The following is a 24,118-nucleotide window of genomic DNA, read 5'->3' as shown; positions in this document are numbered from 1 at the left end:
ACATGTTGAACCTGGAACGCCTGCGCACGCTCGACGCCCTCGCCCGGCACGGCTCGGTCAGCGCGGCCGCCGAAGGACTGCACGTGACGACCTCGGCCGTCTCCCAGCAACTGGCGAAGCTGGAGCGCGAGGTCGGTCAGCGGCTGCTGGCCAAGAACGGACGGGGCGTACGGCTGACCGACGCGGGGCGGCTGCTCGCCGAGCACGCCGCGCGCATCCTGTCCCAGGTCGAGCTGGCCCGCTCCGATCTGGAGGCGCAACGCGGGCGCGTCGTGGGCGAGTTGCGGCTGGCCGCGTTCCCCACGGCCGCGCGTGGACTGTTCCCGGCCGCGCTCTCCGACCTGCGCGTCCGGCACCCCTCGCTCCGACTGCGCTCCTGCGAACTGGAGCCGGAGGCCGGCGTCGCCGGGGTCGTCCGCGGGGACCTCGACCTGGCGGTGGTCCTGGACTGGTACAACAAGCCGATGCCGCTGCCGGACGGGCTGGTCAAGGCCTCGCTCCTGGACGATCCCGCCGACGTGGCCATGCCGGCCGGGCACCGGCTCGCGGACCGCACGGAGGTCGACCTCGGGGAGTTCGCCCACGACGAGTGGATCACCTGGAACGAGGGCGAGTTCTGTCACGAGTGGCTGATGTTCACCCTGCGGTCACAGGGCGTCGAACCGATCATCGGACACCGTGCCGCCGAGACGCACACGCAACTGCGGATGGTCGCCGCCGGGCTGGGCGTGTGCGTCGCGCCCGTGCTCGGCCGGGACCCGATGCCGGACGGCGTGGTCACCGTGCCGGTGCGCCAGCGGGTGCGCCGGCACGTCTACGTGGTGTGGCGGGCGGACGCGGACCGCCGCCCGTCGATCCGGGCGGCGGTCGCGGCGCTGCGGGCGGCGGCGGAGGAGGCGGTGGGGGCGCCCCGCGGAGACGAGGACGCTTAAAGTCCTACGTCCGTCCCAGTTTGCGGAAGTCCCAGGAGACCGTCCTGTCCGGGGTGAGCCGGATCCAGGCATGCCGGCCGTCGTGCGGCATCTCCTCCAGACCGAAGTTCTTGCGGGCGAACAGCGTCTCCGCCACGTCCAGTTCGGCGCGCAGCTCGCCGGTGCGCGGCACCTCGCCCACGAACTCCGCGACCCCCGACAGCTCCACGCCCCGCAGCTCGTCGTACTCCTCGCCGGTGTCGACGACGACGGCGATCCGCGGGTCGCTGCGCAGATCCGCCCAGCGCTTGCTGCGCACCACGGAGTACAGCCACATCGAGGTGCCGTCCCACACGAACCACAGGGGGCTGACGTGCGGGGCGCCGTCCGCGGAGAGGGTCGCGACCCGGCAGCTGCGCTGGGTGGTGAGGAACTCGTCCAGCTCCGCCGGCGTCATCATGATCCTGCGCCCCCGGCGCTGGGTGGCGGACATGCGTATCCCTTTCCAGGTCCTGCGGCTCCTGCTCCGCCCGGGGTGCGCCCGCGGGCCGGCCGGTCAGCCGAGCTTGATCGACTCACCGTCCACGGTGATCTTCGCGGCGGCCAGCGGCTGGGTCGCCGGGCCCTTCTTCACGCTGCCGTCGCTGGCGGAGAACTGGCTGTTGTGGCAGGGGCAGGTGATCACGCCGTTGCTGATGCTGCTCACCGCGCAGCCCTGGTGCGTGCACTTGGACGAGAAGGCCTTGAACTGGCCGGCGGCGGGTTGCGTCACCACCACGCCCTTGTCACCGAAGACCTTGCCGCCGCCCTCGGGGATGTCGGAGGTCTTCGCCAGTTCGGTGCCACCGGAACCCGCGCCCGCCCCGGAGTCCTTCGAGGCGCTGTCGCCGCCGCCGGTGCTCGCGCTGGAGGAGGACGAGTCGTCGTCCCCGCCCCCGCACGCGGTCAGCGCGACGGCGAGTCCCGCCGCGCCGGCCGCCGCCATGACCGTACGGCGGGCCGGAGCCGGAGCGGGGTGGAGCGATTCGCTGGTCATGCTGACGTTCCCTTCGAAGATGCTGCCACTGTCGTCGGCACGCGTGCCCCGGCGGATCGCCGCCGGTGGCTGCCGGTGCCTCGTCGACCATGGTTACGGCGGACGGGCACCGCCTGTTCACGCGACGCGCGATCGACAGGAGATCGACAGCAGCCCACCCGGATCCGGCCACCGGGCCGGGAGCGGGCCCGCACCGGGCCGGGAGCGGCCCCGCCCCGCCCGGATAGCCTGGGGCGATGCTCAAGGAAGTCACCGCGACCCGCTACATCACGCCCCTGCGGGAGGGCGGCTCGCTGCCGGGACTGATCGAGGCGGACGATCTCGCCGCGTACGTCCTGAAGTTCAGCGGTGCGGGGCAGGGCCGCAAGACGCTCGTCGCCGAGGTGGTGTGCGGCACGCTCGCCCGGCGGCTCGGACTGCGCGTGCCCGGTCTCGTCACCGTCGCCCTCGATCCCGTACTGGGCCTCGGCGAACCCGACGAGGAGGTGCAGGCGCTGCTGCGGGGGAGCGGCGGGCTCAACCTCGGCATGGACTTCCTCAGCGGCGCCCTCGGCTTCGACGCCCTCGCCTTCCCCGTCGACCCCGCGGAGGCCGGGCGGATCGTCTGGTTCGACGCGCTGGTCAACAACGTCGACCGCTCATGGCGCAACCCCAACCTGCTGCGGTGGCGGGGCGAGCTGTGGCTCATCGACCACGGGGCCACCATGATCTGGCAGCACAACTGGCCCACCGCCGAGGCCTCCGCCGCCCGCCCCTACGACGCCTCGGACCACGCACTGGCCCCCTTCGCGCCGGACGTCGCCGCGGCCGCCGCCGAGCTGGCCCCGCTGGTGACCGCGGAGCTGCTGGCCGAGGTGACCGCCGAGATCCCCGACGCCTGGCTGGCGGACGAACCCGGCTTCGCCACCCCGGACGAGGTGCGCCGTGCCTACGCGGCCCCGCTGCTGACCCGGGCCCCCGCGATCCACGCACGCGTCACCGGCCTCGACCGCGCCGCCCGCGCGACCGTCACGCAGGAGAACAAGTGAACGACCGAGACGTCTTCGAGTACGCGCTGCTGCGGGTCGTGCCGCGCGTCGAACGTGGTGAGTGCATCAACGCGGGAGTGCTCGTCTACTGCCGGGCCCGGTCCTTCGTCGCCGCGCGCACCCATCTGGACGAGGGAAAACTGCGCGCCCTTGACCCGGCGGCGGACGTGGACGGTGTGCGCGCCGCGCTGCGCGCCGTCGAGGGCGTGTGCGCGGGCGGCGCCGCCGCCGGCCCTGCCGCCGGGGACGACGCCGGGCGGCGCTTCCGCTGGCTGGTCGCCCCCCGGTCGACGATCGTGAGCCCCGGCCCGGTGCACACGGGACTGACCGCCGATCCGGCGGCCGAGGCGGAGCGATTGCTCGCGCTGCTGGTGAGGTAATGGATCACACGCACCCCGTGTGCCGTTGACACCGGGTGCCAGGGCTTCTAGCGTCACGTCTGTCGAAGGTACTAAGCGGTCGCTCACCGGGCGTGCCGCAGGAGCCGCCACCTTCCGGAAGCCTCCGGGACCCCCGGAGGGCCCCGGTGACTTCCCCAGGACGAGGAGAAGCAGCAATGTCCACCACTGAAGCGCGGGTAGCCGTCGTCACCGGCGCGGCGCGCGGCATCGGCGCCGCCACCGCCGTACGTCTGGCCGCCGAGGGCCGGGCCGTCGCGGTGCTCGACCTCGACGAGGCAGCCTGCAAGGACACCGTCGAGAAGATCACCGCCGCCGGCGGCCGGGCGCTCGCGGTCGGCTGCGACGTCTCCGACGAGGCCCAGGTCGCGGCGGCCGTCGAACGCGTCGCCCAGGAGCTGGGCGCGCCCACGATCCTCGTCAACAACGCGGGTGTGCTCCGCGACAACCTGCTGTTCAAGATGAGCGTCTCCGACTGGGACACCGTCATGAACGTGCACCTGCGCGGCGCCTTCCTGATGTCCCGCGCCTGCCAGAAGCACATGGTCGACGCGCACTTCGGGCGGATCGTCAACCTCTCCTCGTCCTCCGCGCTCGGCAACCGCGGCCAGGTCAACTACTCCGCCGCCAAGGCCGGTCTGCAGGGCTTCACCAAGACCCTCGCCAAGGAGCTCGGCAAGTTCGGCGTCACCGCCAACGCCGTGGCCCCCGGCTTCATCGCCACCGAGATGACCAAGGCCACCGCCGACCGCGTCGGCATGGGCTTCGACGACTTCAAGGCCGCCGCCGCCACCCAGATCCCGGTCGCACGCGTCGGTGAGCCCGAGGACATCGCCAACGCCATCGCCTTCTTCACGGGCGAGGCCGCGGGCTTCGTCTCCGGCCAGGTGCTGTACGTGGCCGGCGGACCGCTCGACTAGGGCGAAGAGGGACGAGGGACGAGGGACGAGCGCAGGAAGAACCAAGGAAGACGGGAAACATGACTTCGGTGGAACTCTCGGGCAAGGTCGCCCTCATCACCGGCGCCAGCCGCGGCATCGGCTACGGCGTGGCCGAGGCGCTCGTCGCCCGCGGCGACCGGGTCTGCATCACCGGCCGCAACGAGGACGCCCTCAAGGCGGCCGTCGAGTCGCTCGGCCCCGACCGCGTCATCGGCGTGGCCGGCAAGGCGCACGACGAGGAGCACCAGGCCGTCGCCGTCGCGCGCACCATGGAGGCGTTCGGCCGCATCGACCACCTCGTCAACAACGCGGGCACCAACCCGGTGTTCGGGGCGATCGCGGACCTCGACCTGAACGTGGCGCGCAAGGTCTTCGAGACCAACGTGCTCTCCGCGCTCGGGTTCGCCCAGCGGACCTGGCACGCCTGGCAGAAGGAGAACGGCGGGGCGATCGTCAACATCGCCTCCGTGGCCGGTATCTCGGCCTCGCCGTTCATCGGGGCGTACGGCGTCAGCAAGGCCGCGATGATCAACCTGACCCAGCAGCTCGCCCACGAGTTCGCGCCGGCGGTACGGGTCAACGCGATCGCGCCCGCCGTGGTCAAGACGAGGTTCGCGCAGGCCCTGTACGAGGGCCGGGAGGCGGAGGCCGCCGCCTCCTACCCGCTCGGCCGGCTCGGCGTGCCCTCCGACATCGGTGGGGCCGCCGCGTTCCTCACCTCCGACCAGTCGGACTGGATCACCGGGCAGACGCTCGTCGTGGACGGCGGCATCTTCCTCAACGCGGGCGTCGGCTGACGGCGGCGGCCCACACGCCACTCACGCCCACACGCCACTCACGCCCGCGCGCCACACGGGCCACACCACGAACCGGAGCCGGGGGCACGCCCCCGGCTCCGGTGTTCCGTGCGTGCCCGAAAGGCGGGCGGCGGATACGGAAGAGCTGCCTTGGGTGTACGTACGGCGGGCCCGTGTCCAGCGCCGGGAGCCTCGCGGCGGCATGACAACGTCGTCATGTCCTCCCTGATCAGATGCCCTGTGCGAAGCACGCTCCCGAGGCGTTCCGCTGCGGTATGTTCCCCCGGTCCCTGGCACCGCGGATCGGCGGATCGAGGAGCGCGCACGTGTCCAACCGGAACCGAGACCTGCGCCGGCTCGCGGCGCTCGGCGCCCTGTCACTGGTGGCCGGCTGCGGGCTGGTGTCCCCGGCCCCCTCCGAGGACGATCCGATCGTCGTGGGCACGACCAGCGCACCCAGCACCCGGCCGCCTCCTGGGACGGCTCGTGGGAGCTGTTCCGCAACATCTACCAGACGCTGCTGAGCTACCCCTACGGGTCCACCACCCCCCAGCCCGACGCCGCCCGGACGTGCGGATTCACCGACACCGGCAACCGTACCTACCGCTGTGTCCTGCGCGCCGGCACGACGTTCTCCGACGGCGACCCGCTCGACGCCGCCGCCGTGAAGTACTCCATCGACCGAATACGGCGGATCAACGTCTCCGGGGGCCCAGCGGGCCTGCTCGCGAACCTGCGGTCCGTCACCACCGAGGGCGACCACCAGGTCGTCTTCCACCTCACCCGGCCCGACGCCACCTTCCCTTTCGTGCTCGCCACCCCCGCGATGTCGCTCGTCGACCCGGACGACTACCCGGCGCACTCCCTGCGCCAGGACGGCGGGACCACCGGCTCCGGTCCCTACCGGCTCACGTCCTACGACGACGGCGAGAAGGCCGAACTGGTGGCCAACGACCGCTACAAGGGCCTCGCCGAACGCAAGAACGACGCCGTCACCATCGAGTACTTCCGGGACTCCACCGGCATGGTCGGCGCCCTCCAGCGAGGCGACATCGACGCCACCTACCGCGGGATCGCCGCCTCCGACGTCGTCGCGCTCCAGGCCGACCAGGCCAAGGACGACCTGGAGATCGTCGAGAACCCCGGCATCGAGATCAGCTATCTGGTGTTCAACCCCGACGACCCCTGGGCCGGGAAGAAGGCCGTGCGCAGGGCCGTCGCCCAGGTCGTGGACCGGGCGGCCATCGCGCACAAGGTCTACAAGGACACCGTCCAGCCCCTCTACTCCATGGTCCCGGCGGGACTCGTCGGCCACACCACGGGCTACTTCGACCGGTTCGGGGACCCCAGCACCTCCAAGGCCCGCCGGATCCTCGCCGACGCCGGCATCACCCGGCGCGTGCCGCTCACCCTCTGGTACACCATCGACCGCTACGGCTCCGAGACGGCGCCCGAGTTCTCCGAGCTCAAGCAGCAGCTCGAGGACTCCGGCCTGTTCACCGTCGCCCTGCGGGGCCGCCCCTGGAAGACCTTCGAGGCGGGCTACCGCAAGGGTGAGTACCCCGTGTTCGGCCGGGGCTGGTTCCCCGACTTCCCCGACGCCGACAACTTCGTCGCCCCCTTCGTGGGGGAGGGCAACGCCCTGGGCACGCCGTACCCCGCCAAGGAGATCACCGACGTCCTGCTGCCCCGCTCGCGCGGCCGCAGCGACCGGGGGACCGTCGCCGAAGATTTCGAGGAGGCCCAGCGGATCCTCGTCGACGACGCCCGGCTGCTGCCGCTGTGGCAGGGCAAGCAGTACGTGGCCACCGACGACGACCTCGCGGGCGCGGAACGCGCGCTGGACCCGTCGACGATCATGATGATGTGGGAACTGCACCGCCAGACCAGCTGGTAGTCCGGGGGCGGGGGCGCGTTGTCAGTGGTCGCCGGTAGGTTCTGAGGCCTGGAAGTGACCGTACGACGAAGGACGTTGACGTGACCGACATCGCCATGCTGCCCGAGTCCTGGCAGGGCGTTCTGGGCGACGAACTGCAGCAGCCCTACTTCAAGGAGCTGACCGAGTTCGTCGAGGGGGAGCGGGCCAAGGGCCCCGTCCATCCGCCCCGCGAGGAGGTCTTCGCGGCGCTCGACGCCACGCCGTACGACAAGGTGAAGGTGCTGATCCTCGGCCAGGACCCCTACCACGGCGAGGGCCAGGGCCACGGACTGTGCTTCTCGGTCCGGCCGGGGGTGCGGACGCCGCCGTCGCTGCGGAACATCTACAAGGAGATGCAGGCGGAACTGGGCACGCCGATCCCCGACAACGGCTATCTGATGCCCTGGGCCGAGCAGGGCGTGCTGCTGCTCAACGCGGTGCTCACGGTCCGCGGCGGCGAGGCCAACTCGCACAAGGGACGCGGCTGGGAGAAGTTCACCGACGCGGTGATCAAGGCGGTGGCCGGCCGGCCCGACCCGGCGGTCTTCGTGCTGTGGGGGAACTACGCGCAGAAGAAGCTGCCGCTGATCGACGAGACGCGGCACGCGGTGGTCAAGGGCGCCCACCCCTCGCCGCTGTCGGCGAAGAAGTTCTTCGGCTCCCGCCCGTTCACACAGATCAACGAGGCGGTGGCGGCGCAGGGCCACGAGCCGATCGACTGGACGATCCCGAACCTGGGCTGACGGCCGAGGGGGCGGGGGGCCTGCGGGCGGAGAGGCTCGGGCGGGACGGGCCGGGCGCGTGACCCGGAGTGTCCACGGGGGCGCCTGAGCCGGATCGCCTGTGGTGGCGGTTAGCGTCGGAAAGGTCGGGTGCGGCGGGACCGGAAGGATACGACGGTGGAGCCACGAGAACGCGCGGCGGCGGGGGACCCCCAGGGGGCGGCGGACGCCGTGCTCAGCAGGATCGGCCAGGCCGTGATGCTGCACCACGGCGGCGACCGGGAGGAGGCGCGCGGCCGGTTCCTCCAGCTGTGGGCGGAGATCGGGGAGGACGGGGATCCCCTGCACCGCTGCACGCTGGCGCACTATCTGGCGGACACGCAGGACGAGCCCGCCGACGAACTCGCCTGGGACCTGCGGGCGTTGTCGGCGGCGGAGGAGCTGACCGGCGTCCGGCCCGCCGCACCGGACGGCTCGCCCGCGGTGCGGGGCTTCTTCCCCTCCCTGCATCTCAACCTCGCCGCGGACTACGTGAAACTGGGCCGCCGGGAGGCCGCCCGCGGGCATCTCCACCGTGCCCGTGGCACGGCGGAGGCGCTCGGGGACGACCCGTACGGGCAGGGGGTCCGCGCGGCGATGGACCGGCTCGAACGGGAACTGTCGACGGGCGGCGAACCACCCGTCGGGCCACCGAGACGACCCCACGCGTCCTGAGGGATCGCGGGTGAGAGGCGCCGGGCCCGCCCACCGTACGGACGTGGGCGGGCCCCATGGTACGTTCCGCTCCGCTGTACACCGGTGCGCGACCGAGGAGGTGAGACCGATCAACGCAGTGACAGGTCGGGGCTCCCTCTCCCACGTGGCCCGGGGAGTGCCCGTCGAAGGCATTCCGAAAGGCTGGGCACTCCATGCGCTTGCACCACTCCGAGACGGCGTCCGACGGCGTCCGCGAACAGCTCTTCACCCTCGATGAGATCCCCGGCGTCCTGTGGACGCCCGTGGGCGCCGTCGGCACCCGCCCCCTCGTCCTGCTGGGACACGGCGGTGGCCGGCACAAGAAGGACCCCGACCTCGTCACCCGTGCCCGCCGTCTCGTGACCGAACGCGGTTACGCGGTGGTCGCGGTGGACGTGCCCGGCCACGGGGACCGGCCGGTGGACGAGGAGTACGACAGGATCGCGACCGGGAACCAGGCCCGCATCGCCGCCGGTGAGGAGCCGGCTCCGCTGATCGCCGGCTTCCAGGCACTCGTGGCCCGCCGGACCGTCCCCGAATGGCGGGCGGTCCTGGACGCGGTCCAGGCGCTCGGTCACGTCGGGGCCGGCCCGGTGGGCTACTGGGGGGTGTCCCTCGGATGCGGACTCGGCGTACCGTTCGTCGTCGACGAACCCCGCGTGCGTGCCGCGGTGTTGGGCCTCGGCGGAGCGTCGGCCTCGGCATCGGCCGCCGCGCGGATCACGGTCCCGGTGCAGTTCTGGGTGCAGTGGGACGACGAACGGGTGCCGCGGGCCCACGGCCTGGCGCTGTTCGACGCCCTGGCCTCGGCCGAGAAGGCCCTGCACGCCCACCCCGGCGGACACGGGGAGATCCCGGTCCATGAACCGGACGACACACTGCGGTTCTTCGCCCGGCACCTCGGCTGACGGGCACGCCGGCGGTCCACGGACCCCGGCCCGTGTCGCACGTCGTACGTCGCACGTCGTACGTCGCACGTCGCACGTCGCGCCGAGCGGGACGCGTTCCCGCTCGGCGCGCGGCGTGTCGTGGCTTTCAGTGGCCGTACGTGTCGTCGCAGATCCGGGACTGGGGGCTGCCCGCGGGCCACTGGCCGTAGGTGCGCCCCAGGGCGCAGACGTCGGAGCGGTCGGCCGGGAGCTTCGGGACGGCGGCCGGGGGCGGCGCGGCCCGGTGCCCGGCCGGTGGCGCGTCGCGGTGACGGTGGGGAGCGGCCGGGGGAGCGGGGGCACGGTGGGGCGCCGGCGGGACCGGGCCGTGCGACGGAGTTACGGGATGGCCCGGCGTGCCGGCCGACGGCGCACGGGGGCCGGTGCGTTCCAGGGCCTCGTCCGCCGGGGCCTGGACGAGCCGGGGCCCGTCGCTGCCGTCCGGGCGGGCCGCGGTCGTACGGGACGGGGGCGGGGAGGGCGGCGGCCCGGGGGCGACGGGGCGCTGGACCGTCGTGCAGCCGGCGAGGGCGGACGCGGTCACCGTGACCAGGAGCGCTGCGGTGGTGGTTCGATGCACGCGGGCAACTCTGGCGGTCCGCACCCGGCCGGGGGGAGCGGACGGACGGGTAATGCCCCGCATGGGTGAGCGCCGTATGCTTCCCCGGGACCAGCGTCGACCATTTGAGGAGACAATCGGTGAAGGTCGGCTGTATCGGACTCGGCGACATCGCGCAGAAGGCCTACCTCCCGGTGCTCGGCACGCTTCCCGGCGTCGAACTGCATCTGCACACCCGCACACCCGCCACGCTCACCCGTGTCGCGGACACCCTGCACCTCCCCGCCGGGCAGCGTCACACCGAGCTGCGGACGCTGCTGGACCAGGGGCTCGACGCGGCCTTCGTGCACGCCTCCACCGCCGCCCACCCCGAACTCGTCGCACGGCTGCTGGAAGCGGGCGTGCCGACCTACGTCGACAAGCCCCTCGCCTACGAACTGGCCGACTCCGAGCGGCTGGTGGCGCTCGCGGAGGAGCGGAACACCACCCTGACGGTCGGCTTCAACCGGAGGTACGCGCCCGGCTACGTCCAGTGCGCCGACCATCCCCGCGAGCTGATCCTGATGCAGAAGAATCGCGTCGGGCTGCCCGAGAACCCCCGCACGATGATCCTCGACGATTTCATCCATGTCGTGGACACGCTGCGGTTCCTGGTGTCCGGCCCGGTCGACGACGTCACCGTGCGGGCGCGCACCGAGGGCGGGCTGCTGCACCACGTCGTGCTCCAGCTCGCCGGGGACGGGTTCACCGCGCTCGGCGTGATGAACAGGCTGAGCGGTTCGGCCGAGGAGATCCTCGAGGTCTCCGGGCAGGACAGCAAGCGGCAGGTGGTCAACCTCGCCGAGACGATCGACCACAAGGGCCAGCCCACCGTGCGCCGCCGCGGTGACTGGGTGCCGGTGGCCCGTCAGCGCGGCATCGAGCAGGTGGTGCTGGCCTTCCTGGGCGCCGTGCGCGCGGGGAAGGTGCTCAGCGCCCGGGACGCGTTGGCCACTCACGAACTGTGCGAACGGGTCGTGACCGCGGTCCTGGAGCGGTCCGCCGCGACCTGAACGCCCGCGTGCGCACGGTAGGCGCGTACGCCCTCGGTGACGCAGAACGCGGCCAGGACCAGCAGCGCCACGTGCACCGGCCAGTCGCCGTGCCGCACGTACGGGGTCGTGCCGTGGGCGAGCGGCACCTCGTACACCGCCGAGGCGCCGGCGTCGTCCGTGCCGAGCCAGGAACCGAGACGTTCGCCGTCGGGGCCGTAGACCGCGGAGACCCCGGTCAGCGTGGCGTGCACCATCGGGCGGCCGGTCTCGGCGGCGCGCAGCGCGGCCAGCGAGGCGTGCTGCTCGGGCGCCCAACTGTGCTGGAAACTCGACGTGGAGGACTGGGCGAGCAGCAGTTCGGCGCCGTCGGCCGCGAGATGCCGGCTCATGTCGGGGAACGCCGTCTCGAAGCAGACCAGCGGGCCGACGCGCAGCCCGTGCCCGACGTCCATCACCACCTGCTCGTCGCCGCGCCTGCGGTTCTCGCCGGCGGCCTTGCCGACGGAGGTGGCCCAGCCCAGCAGAGAACGTGCCGGTATGTACTCACCGAACGGCACCAGGCGCATCTTGTCGTACCGGTCGCCGGTGGGGCCGTCGGGTCCGACGAGGATCGCGCTCTTGTATATGCCGGGGCGGTCGGCGCGGCGGGCGTCGACGTCGACGAGTACATCGGCGTCGAGCCGACGGGACAGGGCGGCGAGCCGACGGGCGAGGTCGGGCCGTTCGTCGAGGTCGAAGCCGACGCTGCTCTCGCCCCAGACGACCAGGTCCAGGTCCTGGCCGGCCAGCCGTCGGGTGAGCGACTCCTGGCGGTCGAAGCGGCGTTCGGGGCTGTCGTCGCCGGAGACGATGCCCGACTGGACGACGGCGACCCGGGCCCGGCCGTCGACCGCCGGGCGGGGCGCCCACACCCAGGCGGCCGAGACCGCGAGTGTCACGACGGCCAGACCGGCGACCGCCACGGAGACGGCCGCGGCGATATCGGTCGCGGTGATGCGGGTTGTGGCGTCGCCGGTTGTGGCGTTGCTTGTTGCGGTGCTCCCGGCCCGTCCGTGGGCCGTCCGTCGCCAGGTGCGCGCGGGCGCCACCGCGAGGAGCAGTGCCGTCACCGCCACGTTGACGGCGGCCACCAGGAGGCTGAGCAGCCAGACCCCACCGACGGAGGCGAGCCGAAGCGCCGGCCCGACCTGCCACTGGGTGGCGCCGAGCAGCCCCCAGGGCCCGCCCAACCCCTGCCAGGAGCGCACGAGTTCGGGCAGCAGCCAGCCGCAGGGGACAACCAGCAGAGCGGCGGCCACGCGGGGGCCGGACGGCGGGACACCCCGCCCTGCGCTGCCCGCGGGCCCGGCCCCGGTACCCGAACCGGGGCCGGGGCCGAGGAAGCGGTGGACGAGCAGACCCCAGGGAGCCCACAGCGCGCCGAGCAGGGCGGCCAGCACGAACAGGAAGACGTTCAGGCTCGGCAGCAGCCAGTGGTGCACGGCGACCATGAAGCCGAAGCCGCCGGCCCAGCCGTCGTAGGCCGCCTGACGTGCGGTCGGCGCCGAGCGGACCAGCAGCATCCAGGGGACCAGGGCGACATACGCGAACCACCACAGCGAGGGGGCGGGGAAGGCGAGCATCGGCAGGGCGCCGGCGACCGCGACCCCGGCGGCGCGCCGCCACCGCCCCCAAAGCCCCCGGTCGAGCCCCTCGGACAACCTCACGTGATCCCCTCCCCGCGGCCGACGTGCGTGCTGTCAGTGTGCGCGGTGGGGAAGATCTCAAACGGGGCGGGGGGGGGCAAGGAGGGGGCGGACGGCTGGTGACGGGAACTACGCCGCCTCGATGACGTCCTTGCGGATCGCCGAGGCCCACTGGACCACCAAGGCCTCGTACTCGGCCCGTTCCTGGGCCGTCAGGGATCCGTTCGCGCGCATCCACAGCGCGCGGATCCGCTCGTTCAAGTCGGCGGCGGACCGCGCGGAACCAGAGGACACGGATTCGGGGGACATGCGGACAAGCGTAGGGGCAAGGTCTGACAGTCCGCTACCGGTCGGCTACGCACCCGCTATGCAATGGGTCACGGCGGCCCGTGACCGGGCCTCGACCGGGCCGCCGGGTCCGCCGCGTGGGGGTCCGCACCTGTCGCCGCCGGCCCGGTGACGGCCCGCGGACCGGCGGCGCGGGGCGCGTTCAGCCGGCGCGCAGGTGGTGGCGTTTGCGCCAGGCGAGGGCCGTGGCGGCCAGCGCGGGGACGGCGATGACGGCCAGGGCTGTCAGGAAGGCGGGGGAGGTGGGGCTGGAGGCACGGTCGCCGGCGACGACGTACGCGGCGGTGTTGGGGATCGAGCCGAGGGCCGTCGCGGTCAGGAACGAGGTCGAGCGCATCCGGGAGACGGCGGCGCAGTAGTTGGCCGCCCAGAACGGCACTCCGGGAAAGAGCCGGGCCGCCATCATCGAACGGAAGCCGTGCCGGCTGAGCTGTCCGTCGGCCGCCTTCAGCCACCGGCCGCGCACCAGCGGGCGCAGCGCGTCCTGACCGAGCAGCCGCCCCAGACCGAACGCGAGCCCGGCGCCCAGCACGGTGCCCGTCAGGGCGCTGCCGGTGCCGAACTGGGAACCGAACAGCGCGCCCGCGGCGAGGTTGAGCAGCGGGCGCGGCACGAAGGCGACCGTGCACAGCCCGTACGCCACCGCGAAGACCGAGGCGGCCGCGGCACCGCCGAGCTGTGGTGGCCAGCCGTGCGTCAGCAACTTCTGCGGTTCGAACAACAGCACGCAGGTGGCGGCCGTGGCGAGCAGTATCACGAGCAGGGCCAGCCGCGCCCAGGGCGAGAGCAGCGCTCTGCCGCAGCGCGCGACGAGGGAGAGCACAGGTGAGGGGGAGACGGCGGCGACCGGGGGACTCACCTGCGGCGCGGGAACGGCCGGGGCCGTGGCGGCGGTGAGTTCGGTGGTGGTGGCCCGGGGAGAGGCCGTGGCGGTGCCCCCAGAGCGGGTGGTGGCATCGAGCATCCGGTGACACTAACCGACGAACGTGTGTGATCGCCGTATGGGTCATCTCACGGGTGACGCGCTGAACGCCCGTCAGTCCCCGGGCCGGGCCCGTGAAGAGCTGTCCCCGGCGAGCCGGTTCCCGCTCCCCGACGGCGGACACACCGGTCGTACCCGCCCGCGCCCGGCCTCGGGGCCCCTCACCGAAGCGTTCTCCCGCTGCCGCGGGGTCGGTCGGGCCTCAGCCCGTCCGACGGCGACCGCTCCGCATCCCGCACCGGCACCTGCAACCCGCCGCCGGGCGGCGTACGCCGCCGGGGGAGCAGGCTGGTCACGCCCGCGACGGCCGCCGGTGGCGTGCACGTCCACGACCACCTCTCGCCCCCGGCCCCGCCTGTGGCCCTCCCCCGTCCACCGCCGTCGATCGCCACGCGGCCGTGCGCGGTGCTGCCATGCGGGGCGTGACCCGTGAGGGGCGTGGCCATGCGTGCCGCGGCGCGTAAACCATTCGACCCGGTGCGGGCGGCCGGGCATGATCGGGGCATGTTCCGGTACGCCTTCCACCTCGCCGCATCCGCCGCTGCGGATGCTCCGAAGGCTGCCGTGCCCACTCTCGTCGCCGCAGTCGACGGCGCCCGAAGCTGACCCTCCCCGGATCGTCCGGCGGACCCCTGCGGGGGAGGGTCGGTCAGGTTCTCGGGGTCCCCGTCCCGGACGCGCGCCCGCTGCGCCGCGCCCGGGGCCGTTCACGCGTCACCACCGAAGAGACTTCGAGGTACCGCCATGTCCAAGACGGCGTACATCCGCACCAAACCGCATCTGAACATCGGCACGATGGGCCACGTCGACCACGGCAAGACCACCCTCACCGCCGCCCTCACCAAGGTCCTCGCCGACCGAGAGGCCGACCGCGGCGCCGGCGGCACCACCGCCTACGTCCCGTTCGACCGGATCGACCGGGCCCCGGAGGAGACCGCGCGCGGCATCACCATCAACCTCGCGCACGTCGAGTACGAGACCGACACCCGGCACTACGCGCACGTCGACATGCCGGGCCACGCCGACTACGTCAAGAACATGGTTACCGGGGCCGCGCAGCTCGACGGGGCGATCCTCGTCGTCTCCGCGCTCGACGGGATCATGCCGCAGACCGCCGAACACGTGCTGCTCGCCCGGCAGGTGGGCGTCGACCACCTCGTCGTCGCGCTCAACAAGGCCGACGCCGTCGACGACGGCGAGGACACGATGCTGACCGACCTCGTGGAGCTGGAGGTGCGCGAACTGCTCACCGCGCACGGTTATCCGGGCGAGTCCGTACCGGTCGTACGGGTCTCCGGGCTGCGCGCGCTGGAGGGCGACCCTCGCTGGACGGCGGCCGTGGAGGCGCTGCTCGACGCGGTCGACACGTACGTGCCGGTCCCCGAGCGGTACCTGGACGCGCCGTTCCTGCTGCCGGTGGAGAACGTGCTCACCATCACCGGCCGCGGCACGGTCGTCACCGGTGCCGTCGAGCGCGGCACGGTGCGTGTCGGCGACCGGGTCGAGGTGCTGGGGGCCGGCGTCGAGACCGTCGTCACCGGTGTCGAGACCTTCGGCCGGCCGATGGCGGAGGCGCAGGCCGGGGACAACGTGGCACTGCTGCTGCGCGGGGTGGCGCGGGACGCGGTCGGGCGCGGGCACGTGGTCGCGGCGCCGGGCAGTGTGCGGCCGCGCCGCCGGTTCACCGCGCGGGTGTACGTGCTGTCCGCCCGGGAGGGCGGGCGCACGACGGCGGTGTCAAGCGGCTACCGGCCGCAGTTCTACTTCCGCACCGCGGACGTGGCCGGTGACATCGGCCTCGGCGCGGCCGGCGTCGCCCGGCCCGGGGAGACGGTCACCATGACCGTCGAGCTGGACCGGGACATCCCCCTGGAGGCCGGTCTCGGCTTCGCGATCCGGGAGGGCGGCCGGACCGTCGGGGCGGGGACGGTCACCGCGGTCGAGTGAGCCGGGCGGGGGCGTCCGCCGGGGCGCCCCCGTGCCGCGCGGGTCCTGCCCGCGGGGGCACCCCCGTACCCGTGCGGGGGTGCCCGCCGGGGCGCCTTCGTGCCGCACAATGGTCCCGTGAGCGATGCGATACCCGTGGTACGGGACGTGGATCACGGGACCGCCCGGCTGATGCCCGACGTCGACCGGGAGCGCGCCTGGCTGCTGACCGTCGACGGGGCGCCGCAGTCGTACGTCGACCTGGACGCCCCCGAGCACCTGGAGTTCGAGTACGCCAGACGGCTCGGGCACATGGTGGACACGGCCGCCGCGCCGGGACGGCCGCTGGACGTGCTGCACCTCGGCGGGGGCGCGCTCACCCTGCCCAGGTACGTGGCGGCCACCCGGCCGGGCTCCCGGCAGCACGTCGTCGAGGCCGACGGGGGACTGCTCGACCTCGTTCTGGAGCACCTCGCGCTGCCCGCCGGCGCGGACATCACGCCGCACCACGCGGACGCCCGCGCCTGGCTGGAGGCCGCGCCGCCCGGATCGGCGGACGTGCTGGTCGCCGACGTCTTCGGCGGCTCCCGCGTCCCCGCGCATCTCACCTCTGTCGAGTACGCCCGGGCCGCCGCGCGGGTGCTGCGGGCCGACGGGGTGTACCTGGCCAACCTCGCCGACGCCACGCCGTTCGCCTTCCTGCGCTCCCAACTCGCCACTCTCGGCACGGTGTTCGAGGAACTGGCGCTGATCGCGGAGCCCGGTGTGCTGCGCGGCCGCCGCTTCGGCAACGCGGTCCTGTACGCCGCGCACCGCCCACCGGACACGGCCGCCCTGATCCGCCGTACGGCCGCCGACGCGTTCCCCGCCCGCGTCGAACACGGCGACCCGCTGCGGGTGTTCATCGGCTCCGCCCGCCCGGTCCACGACACGGAGGCGGTCCCGTCCCCCGAACCACCGGACGGCGCGTTCCACATCGGCTGACCGCCGGTGCCCGCCGGTGCCCGCCGGTGCCCGCCGCGCCACCGGCGGCCGGGGCGGGCGTACGTTCCTACGAAGTGAGGGGTTTGCCCAGGCGGTTCACGCGCCGTCGGCCGTACCGGGGGCGGTCACCGCCCCCGGTACCGGGCCCGACGTCGTCGCCGGTACCGGGCCCGACGGCGACTGCGATGGCGCGCGGCGCCGCAGTTCGCGGACCTCGGGGACGCAGAGCACCGCCCCCGTGACGAGGACGATCAGCGCGGCGCACCCCCACAGGGCGTTCGAACGGCCGAGGACGGACTCCGCCGGGCCCGCCAGCGCCGTCGCCAGGGGCAGCATCGCGATCGAGCCGAACCAGTCGTACGCCGACACCCGCGACAGCTTGTCCTCGGGTATCTCCTGGTGCAGCGCGGTCATCCAGGACACCCCGAACACCTCGACGGACAGCCCGGTGAGGAACATCACCGCGTACAGCGCGCCGACCGGCACCGGCACCGCCAGGGCGGCGGAGGGCAGGGCGAGCGGGAAGACGCACAGGGTGCCGACGAGCAGCAGCCGGCGCGGCCGGTACCGGGTCATCACGAGCGCCCCGGCGACCGTGCCCGCGCCGAAAGCGCCGAGGGCGAGCCCCCAGGGCCCCGCCCCGCCGAGGTGCTCCTCGGCCACCAGCGGACCGTAGACCGCGTCGGCCGCGCCCACCAGCGCGTTGGCGACCGAGAACTGCGCGACGATCCCCCACAGCCACGGCCGCCCCGCGAACTCCCGCCAGCCCTCCCGCAGATCGGCCAGCAGGCCGCCGCCCGGCTCGCGCGGCGCGATGTGCCCGACGTCGAGGAAGGAGCGCAGCGCCCCCGCCACCGCGAAGGCCGCCGCGTCGACGGCGAGCACCCAGCCGGGCCCGATCGCGGCGACCAGCGCCCCGCCGAGGGCCGCGCCGCCGACCGACGCCGACTGCATCGCCATCCGGAACACCGCGAAGGCACGGCCCGCCTGCTCCCCGCGCACCGAGGACATCAGCATGCCCTCGGCGGCCGGGTTGAAGAACGCCTGACCGGTGCCGCCCAACGCGGTGAGCAGCATCATCTGCCACAGCCGGGGCTCGCCGGCCAGGACCAGCACGGCGAACGCGGCCTGCGAGAGGCAGTTGAGCGTGTTGGCCGCGACCATCACCCGGTGCCGGGGCAGCCGGTCGGCGACCGCGCCGCCGATCAGCAGGAACAGTACGAGTGGCAGTGTGCGCGCCGCCGCCACGAGCCCGACGTCCCCGGCGTCGCCGCCCGCGCCCAGCACCGCGAAGGCGGCGGCGATCAGCGCGCCGTTGCCGCCCAGATTGGTGACCACCGCGGCGGCGGCCAGCAGGCTGTAGTTGCGCCCCGCCCACGCGGGACGGCGGGGGCGGCCAGGAGGGCCGGGGCGGTGGCCGGGGGCGGCGGCTGAGGTCACCGGCCGACTATCGCCGCCGCGGGGGCCGGATGCCAAACCGTCGCCCCGCCGCCGTCGGTGGGGAAGGGACGGGGACAGGGGCGGGCCGTGGGCCCCCGGCGCGGGCCGGGGACCGCGCGGTCAGGAATTCGTCGGCCGGCCGTGCAGGCGCACCGTGCTGAGGATCTTCATGATCGTGTCCTCGGACACCTCCTCATCCACGCCGGTGGCGCCGTAGAAGGTCCAGGAGACGAAGTCGTCGTTGGAGTTCTTGAAGCCGAAGCTGATGGCCTTGCCGTCGGTCGCGCACTTGCCCTTGGCGGGCGTGTCCTTGGAACGGGCCCAGGTGTAGCTGCCCTTGATCCCGGAAGCGGTCGTGTACGGCTTCGGCTCGTCGTGGGAGATGCTCTTCTCGTCGGGCTGGGTGTAACCGGCGTAGACCCAGTTCGTCGACGTGTTCACCGCGACCTCGTCGGTGTTCTTGGCACCGTTGGCGCCCTTGACGCCCGTTGCGGCGAGTGAGGTGCTCTCGGTGCGGCCGTCCTTGTCCTCGTCGGTGGTGCACCACTCCTCCTTGAGGACCGAGGGAGCCGACATCACCATGTACGGCTGCCCCTTCTCGTCCTCGAAGCCGCTGACGTAGCTGGGGGACTTGACTTCCCAGTCCGCCGGCACGTCGAAGGCGACGCCCCACTTGGGGTTGACGTCGACCTTCCAGCCCTTGACGGTGGCCTTCTCCTCGCCGCCGGAGCGGGGGTTGTCCACCGCCCCGCCCGACCTGTCCGGCGCGGGCGACGTACGGGAGGGCGCCTTCTTCCCGTCCTTGCCGTCCGCGGAGTCGTCCTTGTCGCCGCCGCTCAGCACGACGATCCCGGTCACGGCGGCCGCCACGACCACGGCACAGGCCGCGACGATCGCCACGATCTTCGTACGGTTCCCGCCGCCGCCCGCGCCGCCTCCCGTACCGCCGCCTCCCGGCGCCGGGAACTCGCCGGGAGGGGTGGGAGCCCCCCACTGCGGCTGGCCCGGCTGCCCCGACTGCCCCGGGTGCGTCGGCTGCGCGTAGGGGTTGGGGGCCTGCGGCGGGTACCCGGGCTGGGCGTACGGGTTCGGCTGCTGGTACCCCGGCTGCTGATATCCCGGCTGTTGGTATCCCGGCTGGGTGTACGGGTTCGGGTTCTGGTTCTGGTCCTGCGGGTTCTGCTCGCCCCCGGGCGGCTGCTGTCCTGGCCACATGGCCAGCCACCCTAGTGCTGCCCATGACACGTTTCGGTCACTTCCCTTCGTCAGCCCCGTACCGGATCCGCGCCCGGCGGGGGCTGGCCCCCCGTGTCTACTCACGGGTAACATGACGGCATGAGCGCAGACCAGATGTCTGTCGGCGAGATGCTCGCCGCGACCGTGCCGATGGCCAGGACCCTCCAACTGGAGTTCCTGGAAACCTCCCCGGAGAAGGCCGTGGTGGCCCTCCCGGACCAGAGCGACTTCCACAACCACGTCGGCGGGCCGCACGCCGGAGCCATGTTCACGCTGGGCGAGTCGGCGAGCGGGGCCGTCGTGCTGGCCGCCTTCGGGGACCAGCTCTCGCGAGCCGTGCCGCTCGCCGTCGGCGCCGAGATCGCCTACCGCAAGCTCGCGATGGGCCGGGTCACCGCCACCGCCACGCTCGGCAGGCCCGCGGCCGAGGTCGTCGCCGAGCTGGACGCCGGCCGCCGCCCCGAGTTCCCGGTCTCCGTCGCGCTGCGGCGGGCGGACGGTGCCGTCACCGGCGAGATGACAGTGGTCTGGACCCTCCGCCCCAACGGCTGACCCCGCCGCGCCCGGTGCCTCAGAACCGCAGATAGCGGCTGGGGTTCCGGGCCGGGACGGTGCGGACGTTCAGGGCCTGCGGGCGGTGGCCGTTCGTGGCGCTGCGGAAGTTGTACTCGTACAGCGTGACCCGCGCTCCGTCGGTGGCGGCGACGTACGCCACGTGCCCCTGGCGGCCCGCGCCGCCCGCGCCGGGGTCCCACTGGGCGATGTCCCCGGCGCGGGGCGCCCGGACCGTGGTGGCGCCACGCCAGGAGCGGGCGTCGCCGAGGAAGTCGGGGGAGTGGCGCCGGGGACGTCCGTCGGCCCGGACCGCCCAGGCCGCGAAGGAGGCGCACGAGCGCACGTAATACCCGTGCCCGTCGGCCTCCCACGTCCGCCCGTCGCCCCGCCACGGATAGGCGCTCGGGTCGAGCCCGCGGGCGGCGGTCGCGGCGCCCCGCACCGGCCGCACGCCGGGCGGGCCGGCCGCCCCGGCCCCGGTCACGGAGGCGGACGCGGCACCCTCGGCGGGGCCCGGCGCGCCGAGCGTCAGCGCGGCGGCCACCCCGGCCACCAGAAGACACGACCACTTCCTCGACGTGCGCCACTGCATGGAGACGGTTCCTTCCGACGTAGTGAGTCCGACGTGGCGGGTCCGACGTGGCGGGTCCGACGTGGTGAGTCCGACGTGGTGAGTCCGACGTGGTACGGCCGCGTACGACACCGGGCCGGCCCGGCCGGTTGATCCCTTCCCCATCCGTCGGGTCCCAACGGGCCCGCGTACGAGGGGACTTGGCGACGTCCGTTTGACGGGCGGGAGGGCGCCCGGGTGCCATCGGCGCATCCGAGGGCGCGCGAGCGCGGCCGGGCGCCGGACCCTGCCCGCGTGACCGCCGCGACCTACGGTTCGAACGCCGAACCGGTAGGCTTCCCGTGTGCGCCCGCACGGCGGCAGGGGGATTGTGCCCGGACCGGGCGGATGCGGTGGGCGCGACTTCAGGGGACGGCTTCAGGCAACAGAGGAACGGGAGGTCCGGCGTGCACGTCCAGGAGTGGCTGGAGACGGTGCCGGCGGCCAGTATCTACGCGCTGGTGGCCCTGGTCATCGGCCTGGAGAGCCTCGGCATTCCGCTGCCCGGCGAGATCGTCCTCGTCTCGGCGGCGCTGCTCTCCTCCCAGAACGGCGAGATCAACCCCGTGATCCTGGGCGCCTGCGCGACCGCCGGCGCCGTCGTGGGCGACTCCATCGGCTACGCGATCGGCCGCAAGGGCGGCCGGCCACTGCTCGCCTGGCTCGGGAAGAAGTTCCCCCGGCACTTCGGCGAGGGACATGTCGCCACGGCGGAGCGGTCGTTCCAGAAGTGGGGCATGTGGGCGGTCTTCGTCGGCCGGTTCATCGCCCTGCTGCGCATCTTCGCGGGCCCGCTGGCCGGGGTGCTGCACATGCCCTACTGGAAGTTCCTGATCGCCAACCTGCTGGGCGGCATCGTCTGGGCGGGCGGCACGACCGCGGTGATCTACTACGTCGGCGTGGTCGCCGAGGACTGGCTCAAGCGGTTCTCCTACCTGGGCCTGGCCGCCGCCGCGCTGGTGGGCGTCGCGTCCATGCTGATCGTCAAGCGGCGCGCGGCGAAAGCGACGGCGGACCGGGCCGGGGCGGAGGAGCCGGAGCCGGTCCCGGCCACCGACTGACCGTTCCCCCGACCGCTCCCCCCCCCCGCGGGGTGGTTCGAGGCGGGGGCGGCGGGGGCTCCCGTCAGCCCGCCTCGCCGTGGGTCTTCGCCAGGTCCCCGTACATCGTGGCGTTCAGTGTCACGACCTCCCGCTCCTCCTCCGTCAACGGCCGCTTCACCTTGGCCGGCACCCCCGCCACCAGCGAACCCGGCGGCACCCGCATCCCCTGCGGGACCAGCGCCTGCGCGGCGACCAGCGAACCCGTCCCGATCACCGCGCCGTTGAGCACGGTGGCGCCCATGCCGATCAGACAGTCGTCCTCCACGGTCGCCCCGTGTACCACCGCGTTGTGCCCGAGGGAGACCCGCTCGCCGATGGACACCGGGAAACCCGGATCGGCGTGGAGGGTGCAGTTGTCCTGCACGTTGCTCAGCGCGCCGACCGCTATGCCCTCCACGTCGGCCCGCAGCACCGCCCCGTACCAGACGCTCGCGCCCGCCCCCAGCGTCACGTCACCGAGCACCACGGCCGTCGGCGCGACGAACACCCCCTCGCCCAGCCTCGGCTCCTTGCCCCCGATTCCCCTGATCAGCGCGCCGTCCGTCATCACCGTCTCCTCGCTCCCGGCCGTCGGTCATCCGGCACCGTACGCCATTCCCGGCCCGTCCCCTGGGGTGAAGATCACAGTTGCACGGTGCCGTGCGCCCGGCCCGTGCTGAGTACCGTGAGCGGATGCCCAGCAAGAGGAACACGATGGCGTCCTGGACCGGCCGCCTCGCGCAGCGCGCCGTCCACGCGGGCTGGGCCTGGGCACAGCGCACCGGCTCCGTCACCGCGGAGCGCCCCGGCCGGTTCCGCTTCGGTGCGCTGGGCACGGGCACCAGACTCGCCTTCCCGCTGGGCACGGTCTTCGGCGAGCCCTGGATCCGCCTCGGCGCCTACTGCATCGTCGGCGAACAGGTCACCCTGACCGCCGGGCTGATGCCCGACCTCGACCTCGGCCCCGACCCCATCCTGCGTATCGGCGACGGCGTCGTCCTCGGCCGCGGCAGCCATGTCATCGCCGACACCACGGTGACCATCGGCAGCGACTGCTACTTCGGCCCCTACGTCTACGTGACGTCCACCAACCACTCCTACGACGACCCGCACCAGCCCATCGGCAAGCAATGGCCGCGCATGGAGCCCGTGTCGATCGGGCCCGGCTGCTGGATCGGCACCGGCGCGGTGATCCTGCCGGGTGCCCGGATCGGCCGGAACGTGGTGGTGGCGGCCGGCGCGATCGTACGGGGTGTCGTGCCCGACCACGCGGTGGTGGCGGGCGCCCCCGCCCGGGTGGTGCGGCGCTGGACGCCCGAGGAGGGCTGGCAGCCGCCGCTGCGCACGCCCCCGCCGGTGCCGATCCCCGATGGGATCACCCCGGAGCAGTTGCTGGCACTGTCCGCACTGGAGGCCGAGGCCGAGGCCTGACCGGGCCCGACCGGGCCGGGCCGACGGACATGGTGGGCTCCGCGGACATCGCGGGCGCCCCGGACGCGGCGGGCTTGCTTCGCGGACGCGGCGGGCCCCCCGGGCGCGGTGGGGCGGACGATAGGGTGCGGTCGACGGTGATCCGCCGTCGCGAGCCGCGTCCTGTGCGCCGGTGGCGCCGACGCGGACGGAACGGCGGAACGACGGAACGGTCGAGCGAACGGAGTGCGGGGCGGAACGTGTCGGACCTCGATCTGCTGACCCAGTCCCTCGCGCGCAACGTCAGACGCTGGCGCGCCGAGCGGGGGTTCACGCTCGAGACGCTCGCCGCCCGTGCGGGAGTCAGCCGGGGCATGCTCATCCAGATCGAGCAGGCCCGCACCAACCCCAGCCTCGGCACGGTCGTCAAGATCGGCGACGCGCTCGGCGTCAGCCTCCCCACCCTCCTCGACTACGAGCAGGGCCCCCGTGTCCGTGTCGTCCCCGCCGACCAGGCCGTGCGGATGTGGCACAGCGAGGCGGGCGGCCACGGCAGGCTGCTGGCCGGCACGGAGGCGCCCGGGCCGCTGGAGATGTGGGACTGGCGACTGATGCCGGGGGAGCACCGCCCCTCCGACCCGCACCCCGTGGGCACGGTCGAGATCCTGCACGTCACCGGTGGACGGCTGACGCTCACCGTGGACGGTGAGGAACACCGCGTGCCGACGGGCGCGAGCGCGTCCTTCGAGGCGCACCTCCCGCACAGCTACGGCAACGACGGCGAGGAGCCCATGGAGATGGTGATGACGGTCTCGGTGCCCCCGGTCCGCTGAACACGGCCCCCACTCACGG

At 73.5% G+C, this 24,118-nt stretch carries 25 protein-coding genes and 1 pseudogene; 16 read left to right on the top strand and 10 right to left on the bottom strand.

Annotated features, from left to right (window positions below):
- Nucleotides 1–2 precede the first annotated feature (2 nt).
- Complete coding sequence (locus QFZ64_RS06410) at nucleotides 3–932, top strand: LysR family transcriptional regulator (RefSeq protein ID WP_307063225.1); 930 nt, start codon at nucleotides 3–5, stop codon at nucleotides 930–932.
- A 4-nt stretch (nucleotides 933–936) separates the two neighbouring features.
- Here the strand turns inward: QFZ64_RS06410 and QFZ64_RS06405 are convergent, their stop codons facing one another.
- Together QFZ64_RS06405 and QFZ64_RS06400 are read right to left on the bottom strand one after the other, a co-directional pair.
- On the bottom strand, nucleotides 937–1,404 hold the full coding sequence (locus QFZ64_RS06405) for a pyridoxamine 5'-phosphate oxidase family protein (RefSeq protein ID WP_307063223.1): 468 nt from the start codon (nucleotides 1,402–1,404) through the stop codon (nucleotides 937–939).
- Nucleotides 1,405–1,467: 63 nt separating this feature from the next.
- Nucleotides 1,468–1,947 (bottom strand): Rieske (2Fe-2S) protein, encoded by a 480-nt coding sequence (locus QFZ64_RS06400; RefSeq protein WP_307063221.1) that lies wholly within the window; start codon nucleotides 1,945–1,947, stop codon nucleotides 1,468–1,470.
- A gap of 236 nt (nucleotides 1,948–2,183) precedes the next feature.
- Between QFZ64_RS06400 and QFZ64_RS06395 the strand changes: the two genes are divergently transcribed.
- From QFZ64_RS06395 to QFZ64_RS06360, 8 genes and pseudogenes are all read left to right on the top strand, one after another.
- Entirely contained in the window at nucleotides 2,184–2,975 is a 792-nt protein-coding gene (locus QFZ64_RS06395; protein WP_307063220.1) for a HipA family kinase, read from the top strand.
- Nucleotides 2,972–3,355 carry a DUF3037 domain-containing protein gene (locus tag QFZ64_RS06390; RefSeq protein ID WP_307063218.1) on the top strand — a complete coding sequence of 128 codons (384 nt, stop codon included), beginning with the start codon at nucleotides 2,972–2,974 and terminating at the stop codon, nucleotides 3,353–3,355. The genes QFZ64_RS06395 and QFZ64_RS06390 overlap by 4 nt, the downstream gene beginning before the upstream one ends.
- A 176-nt stretch (nucleotides 3,356–3,531) precedes the next feature.
- On the top strand, nucleotides 3,532–4,293 hold the full coding sequence (fabG, locus tag QFZ64_RS06385; RefSeq protein WP_307063216.1) for a 3-oxoacyl-ACP reductase FabG: 762 nt from the start codon (nucleotides 3,532–3,534) through the stop codon (nucleotides 4,291–4,293).
- Nucleotides 4,294–4,352: 59 nt separating this feature from the next.
- Entirely contained in the window at nucleotides 4,353–5,111 is a 759-nt protein-coding gene (locus tag QFZ64_RS06380) for an SDR family oxidoreductase (protein WP_307063214.1), read from the top strand.
- Nucleotides 5,112–5,437: 326 nt separating this feature from the next.
- Nucleotides 5,438–7,008: pseudogene (locus tag QFZ64_RS06375) on the top strand (ABC transporter substrate-binding protein).
- Nucleotides 7,009–7,088: 80 nt separating this feature from the next.
- A complete protein-coding gene (locus QFZ64_RS06370; protein ID WP_307063212.1) occupies nucleotides 7,089–7,772 on the top strand; it encodes a uracil-DNA glycosylase in 684 nt (227 codons plus the stop codon).
- A gap of 156 nt (nucleotides 7,773–7,928) precedes the next feature.
- Nucleotides 7,929–8,465: a hypothetical protein gene (locus QFZ64_RS06365; RefSeq protein WP_373430557.1), complete on the top strand. Its 537-nt coding sequence runs from the start codon at nucleotides 7,929–7,931 to the stop codon at nucleotides 8,463–8,465.
- Between the two features lie 194 nt (nucleotides 8,466–8,659).
- Nucleotides 8,660–9,394, top strand: coding sequence for a dienelactone hydrolase family protein (locus tag QFZ64_RS06360; RefSeq protein ID WP_307063210.1), 735 nt, complete (start codon nucleotides 8,660–8,662; stop codon nucleotides 9,392–9,394).
- 127 nt (nucleotides 9,395–9,521) lie between these two features.
- Here QFZ64_RS06360 and QFZ64_RS06355 read toward each other — a convergent pair whose 3' ends face one another.
- Nucleotides 9,522–9,995, bottom strand: coding sequence for a hypothetical protein (locus QFZ64_RS06355; RefSeq protein WP_307063208.1), 474 nt, complete (start codon nucleotides 9,993–9,995; stop codon nucleotides 9,522–9,524).
- A 119-nt stretch (nucleotides 9,996–10,114) separates the two neighbouring features.
- Here QFZ64_RS06355 and QFZ64_RS06350 point away from each other — a divergent pair, with 119 nt between their 5' ends.
- Nucleotides 10,115–11,026, top strand: a complete 912-nt coding sequence (locus QFZ64_RS06350; protein WP_307063206.1) for a Gfo/Idh/MocA family protein — start codon at nucleotides 10,115–10,117, stop codon at nucleotides 11,024–11,026.
- On the opposite strand, the gene lnt is transcribed toward QFZ64_RS06350, so the two are convergent.
- From lnt to QFZ64_RS06335, 3 genes are all read right to left on the bottom strand, one after another.
- Entirely contained in the window at nucleotides 10,969–12,708 is a 1,740-nt protein-coding gene (lnt, locus tag QFZ64_RS06345; protein WP_307071598.1) for an apolipoprotein N-acyltransferase, read from the bottom strand. The genes QFZ64_RS06350 and lnt overlap by 58 nt on opposite strands.
- Nucleotides 12,709–12,822: 114 nt before the next feature.
- Entirely contained in the window at nucleotides 12,823–13,002 is a 180-nt protein-coding gene (locus QFZ64_RS06340; RefSeq protein ID WP_307063204.1) for a hypothetical protein, read from the bottom strand.
- Between the two features lie 181 nt (nucleotides 13,003–13,183).
- Nucleotides 13,184–14,005: a TVP38/TMEM64 family protein gene (locus tag QFZ64_RS06335; RefSeq protein WP_307063202.1), complete on the bottom strand. Its 822-nt coding sequence runs from the start codon at nucleotides 14,003–14,005 to the stop codon at nucleotides 13,184–13,186.
- Between the two features lie 762 nt (nucleotides 14,006–14,767).
- Here QFZ64_RS06335 and tuf point away from each other — a divergent pair.
- Together tuf and QFZ64_RS06325 are read left to right on the top strand one after the other, a co-directional pair.
- The gene (tuf, locus tag QFZ64_RS06330) at nucleotides 14,768–15,970 is read left to right on the top strand and encodes an elongation factor Tu (RefSeq protein WP_307063200.1); all 1,203 of its coding nucleotides are present in this window, start codon (nucleotides 14,768–14,770) and stop codon (nucleotides 15,968–15,970) included.
- A 117-nt stretch (nucleotides 15,971–16,087) separates the two neighbouring features.
- Nucleotides 16,088–16,933: a spermidine synthase gene (locus QFZ64_RS06325; RefSeq protein ID WP_307063198.1), complete on the top strand. Its 846-nt coding sequence runs from the start codon at nucleotides 16,088–16,090 to the stop codon at nucleotides 16,931–16,933.
- A gap of 96 nt (nucleotides 16,934–17,029) precedes the next feature.
- Here the strand turns inward: QFZ64_RS06325 and QFZ64_RS06320 are convergent, their stop codons facing one another.
- Together QFZ64_RS06320 and QFZ64_RS06315 are read right to left on the bottom strand one after the other, a co-directional pair.
- A complete protein-coding gene (locus QFZ64_RS06320; RefSeq protein WP_307063196.1) occupies nucleotides 17,030–18,373 on the bottom strand; it encodes an MFS transporter in 1,344 nt (447 codons plus the stop codon).
- A 120-nt stretch (nucleotides 18,374–18,493) separates the two neighbouring features.
- Complete coding sequence (locus tag QFZ64_RS06315) at nucleotides 18,494–19,588, bottom strand: hypothetical protein (RefSeq protein ID WP_307063194.1); 1,095 nt, start codon at nucleotides 19,586–19,588, stop codon at nucleotides 18,494–18,496.
- Nucleotides 19,589–19,723: 135 nt separating this feature from the next.
- Here QFZ64_RS06315 and QFZ64_RS06310 point away from each other — a divergent pair, with 135 nt between their 5' ends.
- Nucleotides 19,724–20,161: a DUF4442 domain-containing protein gene (locus QFZ64_RS06310; RefSeq protein WP_307071597.1), complete on the top strand. Its 438-nt coding sequence runs from the start codon at nucleotides 19,724–19,726 to the stop codon at nucleotides 20,159–20,161.
- A gap of 19 nt (nucleotides 20,162–20,180) precedes the next feature.
- Here the strand turns inward: QFZ64_RS06310 and QFZ64_RS06305 are convergent, their stop codons facing one another.
- Nucleotides 20,181–20,756, bottom strand: a complete 576-nt coding sequence (locus tag QFZ64_RS06305) for a CHAP domain-containing protein (RefSeq protein ID WP_307063192.1) — start codon at nucleotides 20,754–20,756, stop codon at nucleotides 20,181–20,183.
- Between the two features lie 425 nt (nucleotides 20,757–21,181).
- On the opposite strand from QFZ64_RS06305, the gene QFZ64_RS06300 reads away from it, so the two are divergent.
- Complete coding sequence (locus QFZ64_RS06300) at nucleotides 21,182–21,835, top strand: DedA family protein (protein WP_307063190.1); 654 nt, start codon at nucleotides 21,182–21,184, stop codon at nucleotides 21,833–21,835.
- Between the two features lie 64 nt (nucleotides 21,836–21,899).
- Here the strand turns inward: QFZ64_RS06300 and QFZ64_RS06295 are convergent, their stop codons facing one another.
- The gene (locus tag QFZ64_RS06295) at nucleotides 21,900–22,424 is read right to left on the bottom strand and encodes a gamma carbonic anhydrase family protein (RefSeq protein WP_307063188.1); all 525 of its coding nucleotides are present in this window, start codon (nucleotides 22,422–22,424) and stop codon (nucleotides 21,900–21,902) included.
- A 125-nt stretch (nucleotides 22,425–22,549) separates the two neighbouring features.
- On the opposite strand from QFZ64_RS06295, the gene QFZ64_RS06290 reads away from it, so the two are divergent.
- Entirely contained in the window at nucleotides 22,550–23,287 is a 738-nt protein-coding gene (locus tag QFZ64_RS06290) for an acyltransferase (RefSeq protein WP_307063186.1), read from the top strand.
- A gap of 239 nt (nucleotides 23,288–23,526) precedes the next feature.
- Nucleotides 23,527–24,099 carry a helix-turn-helix domain-containing protein gene (locus QFZ64_RS06285; protein WP_307063184.1) on the top strand — a complete coding sequence of 191 codons (573 nt, stop codon included), beginning with the start codon at nucleotides 23,527–23,529 and terminating at the stop codon, nucleotides 24,097–24,099.
- Nucleotides 24,100–24,118: the final 19 nt, after the last annotated feature.

This window comes from Streptomyces sp. B3I8 (assembly GCF_030816915.1).
In the GTDB taxonomy this organism is placed as follows: domain Bacteria; phylum Actinomycetota; class Actinomycetes; order Streptomycetales; family Streptomycetaceae; genus Streptomyces.
This window is presented reverse-complemented; position numbering and strand designations above follow the sequence as displayed.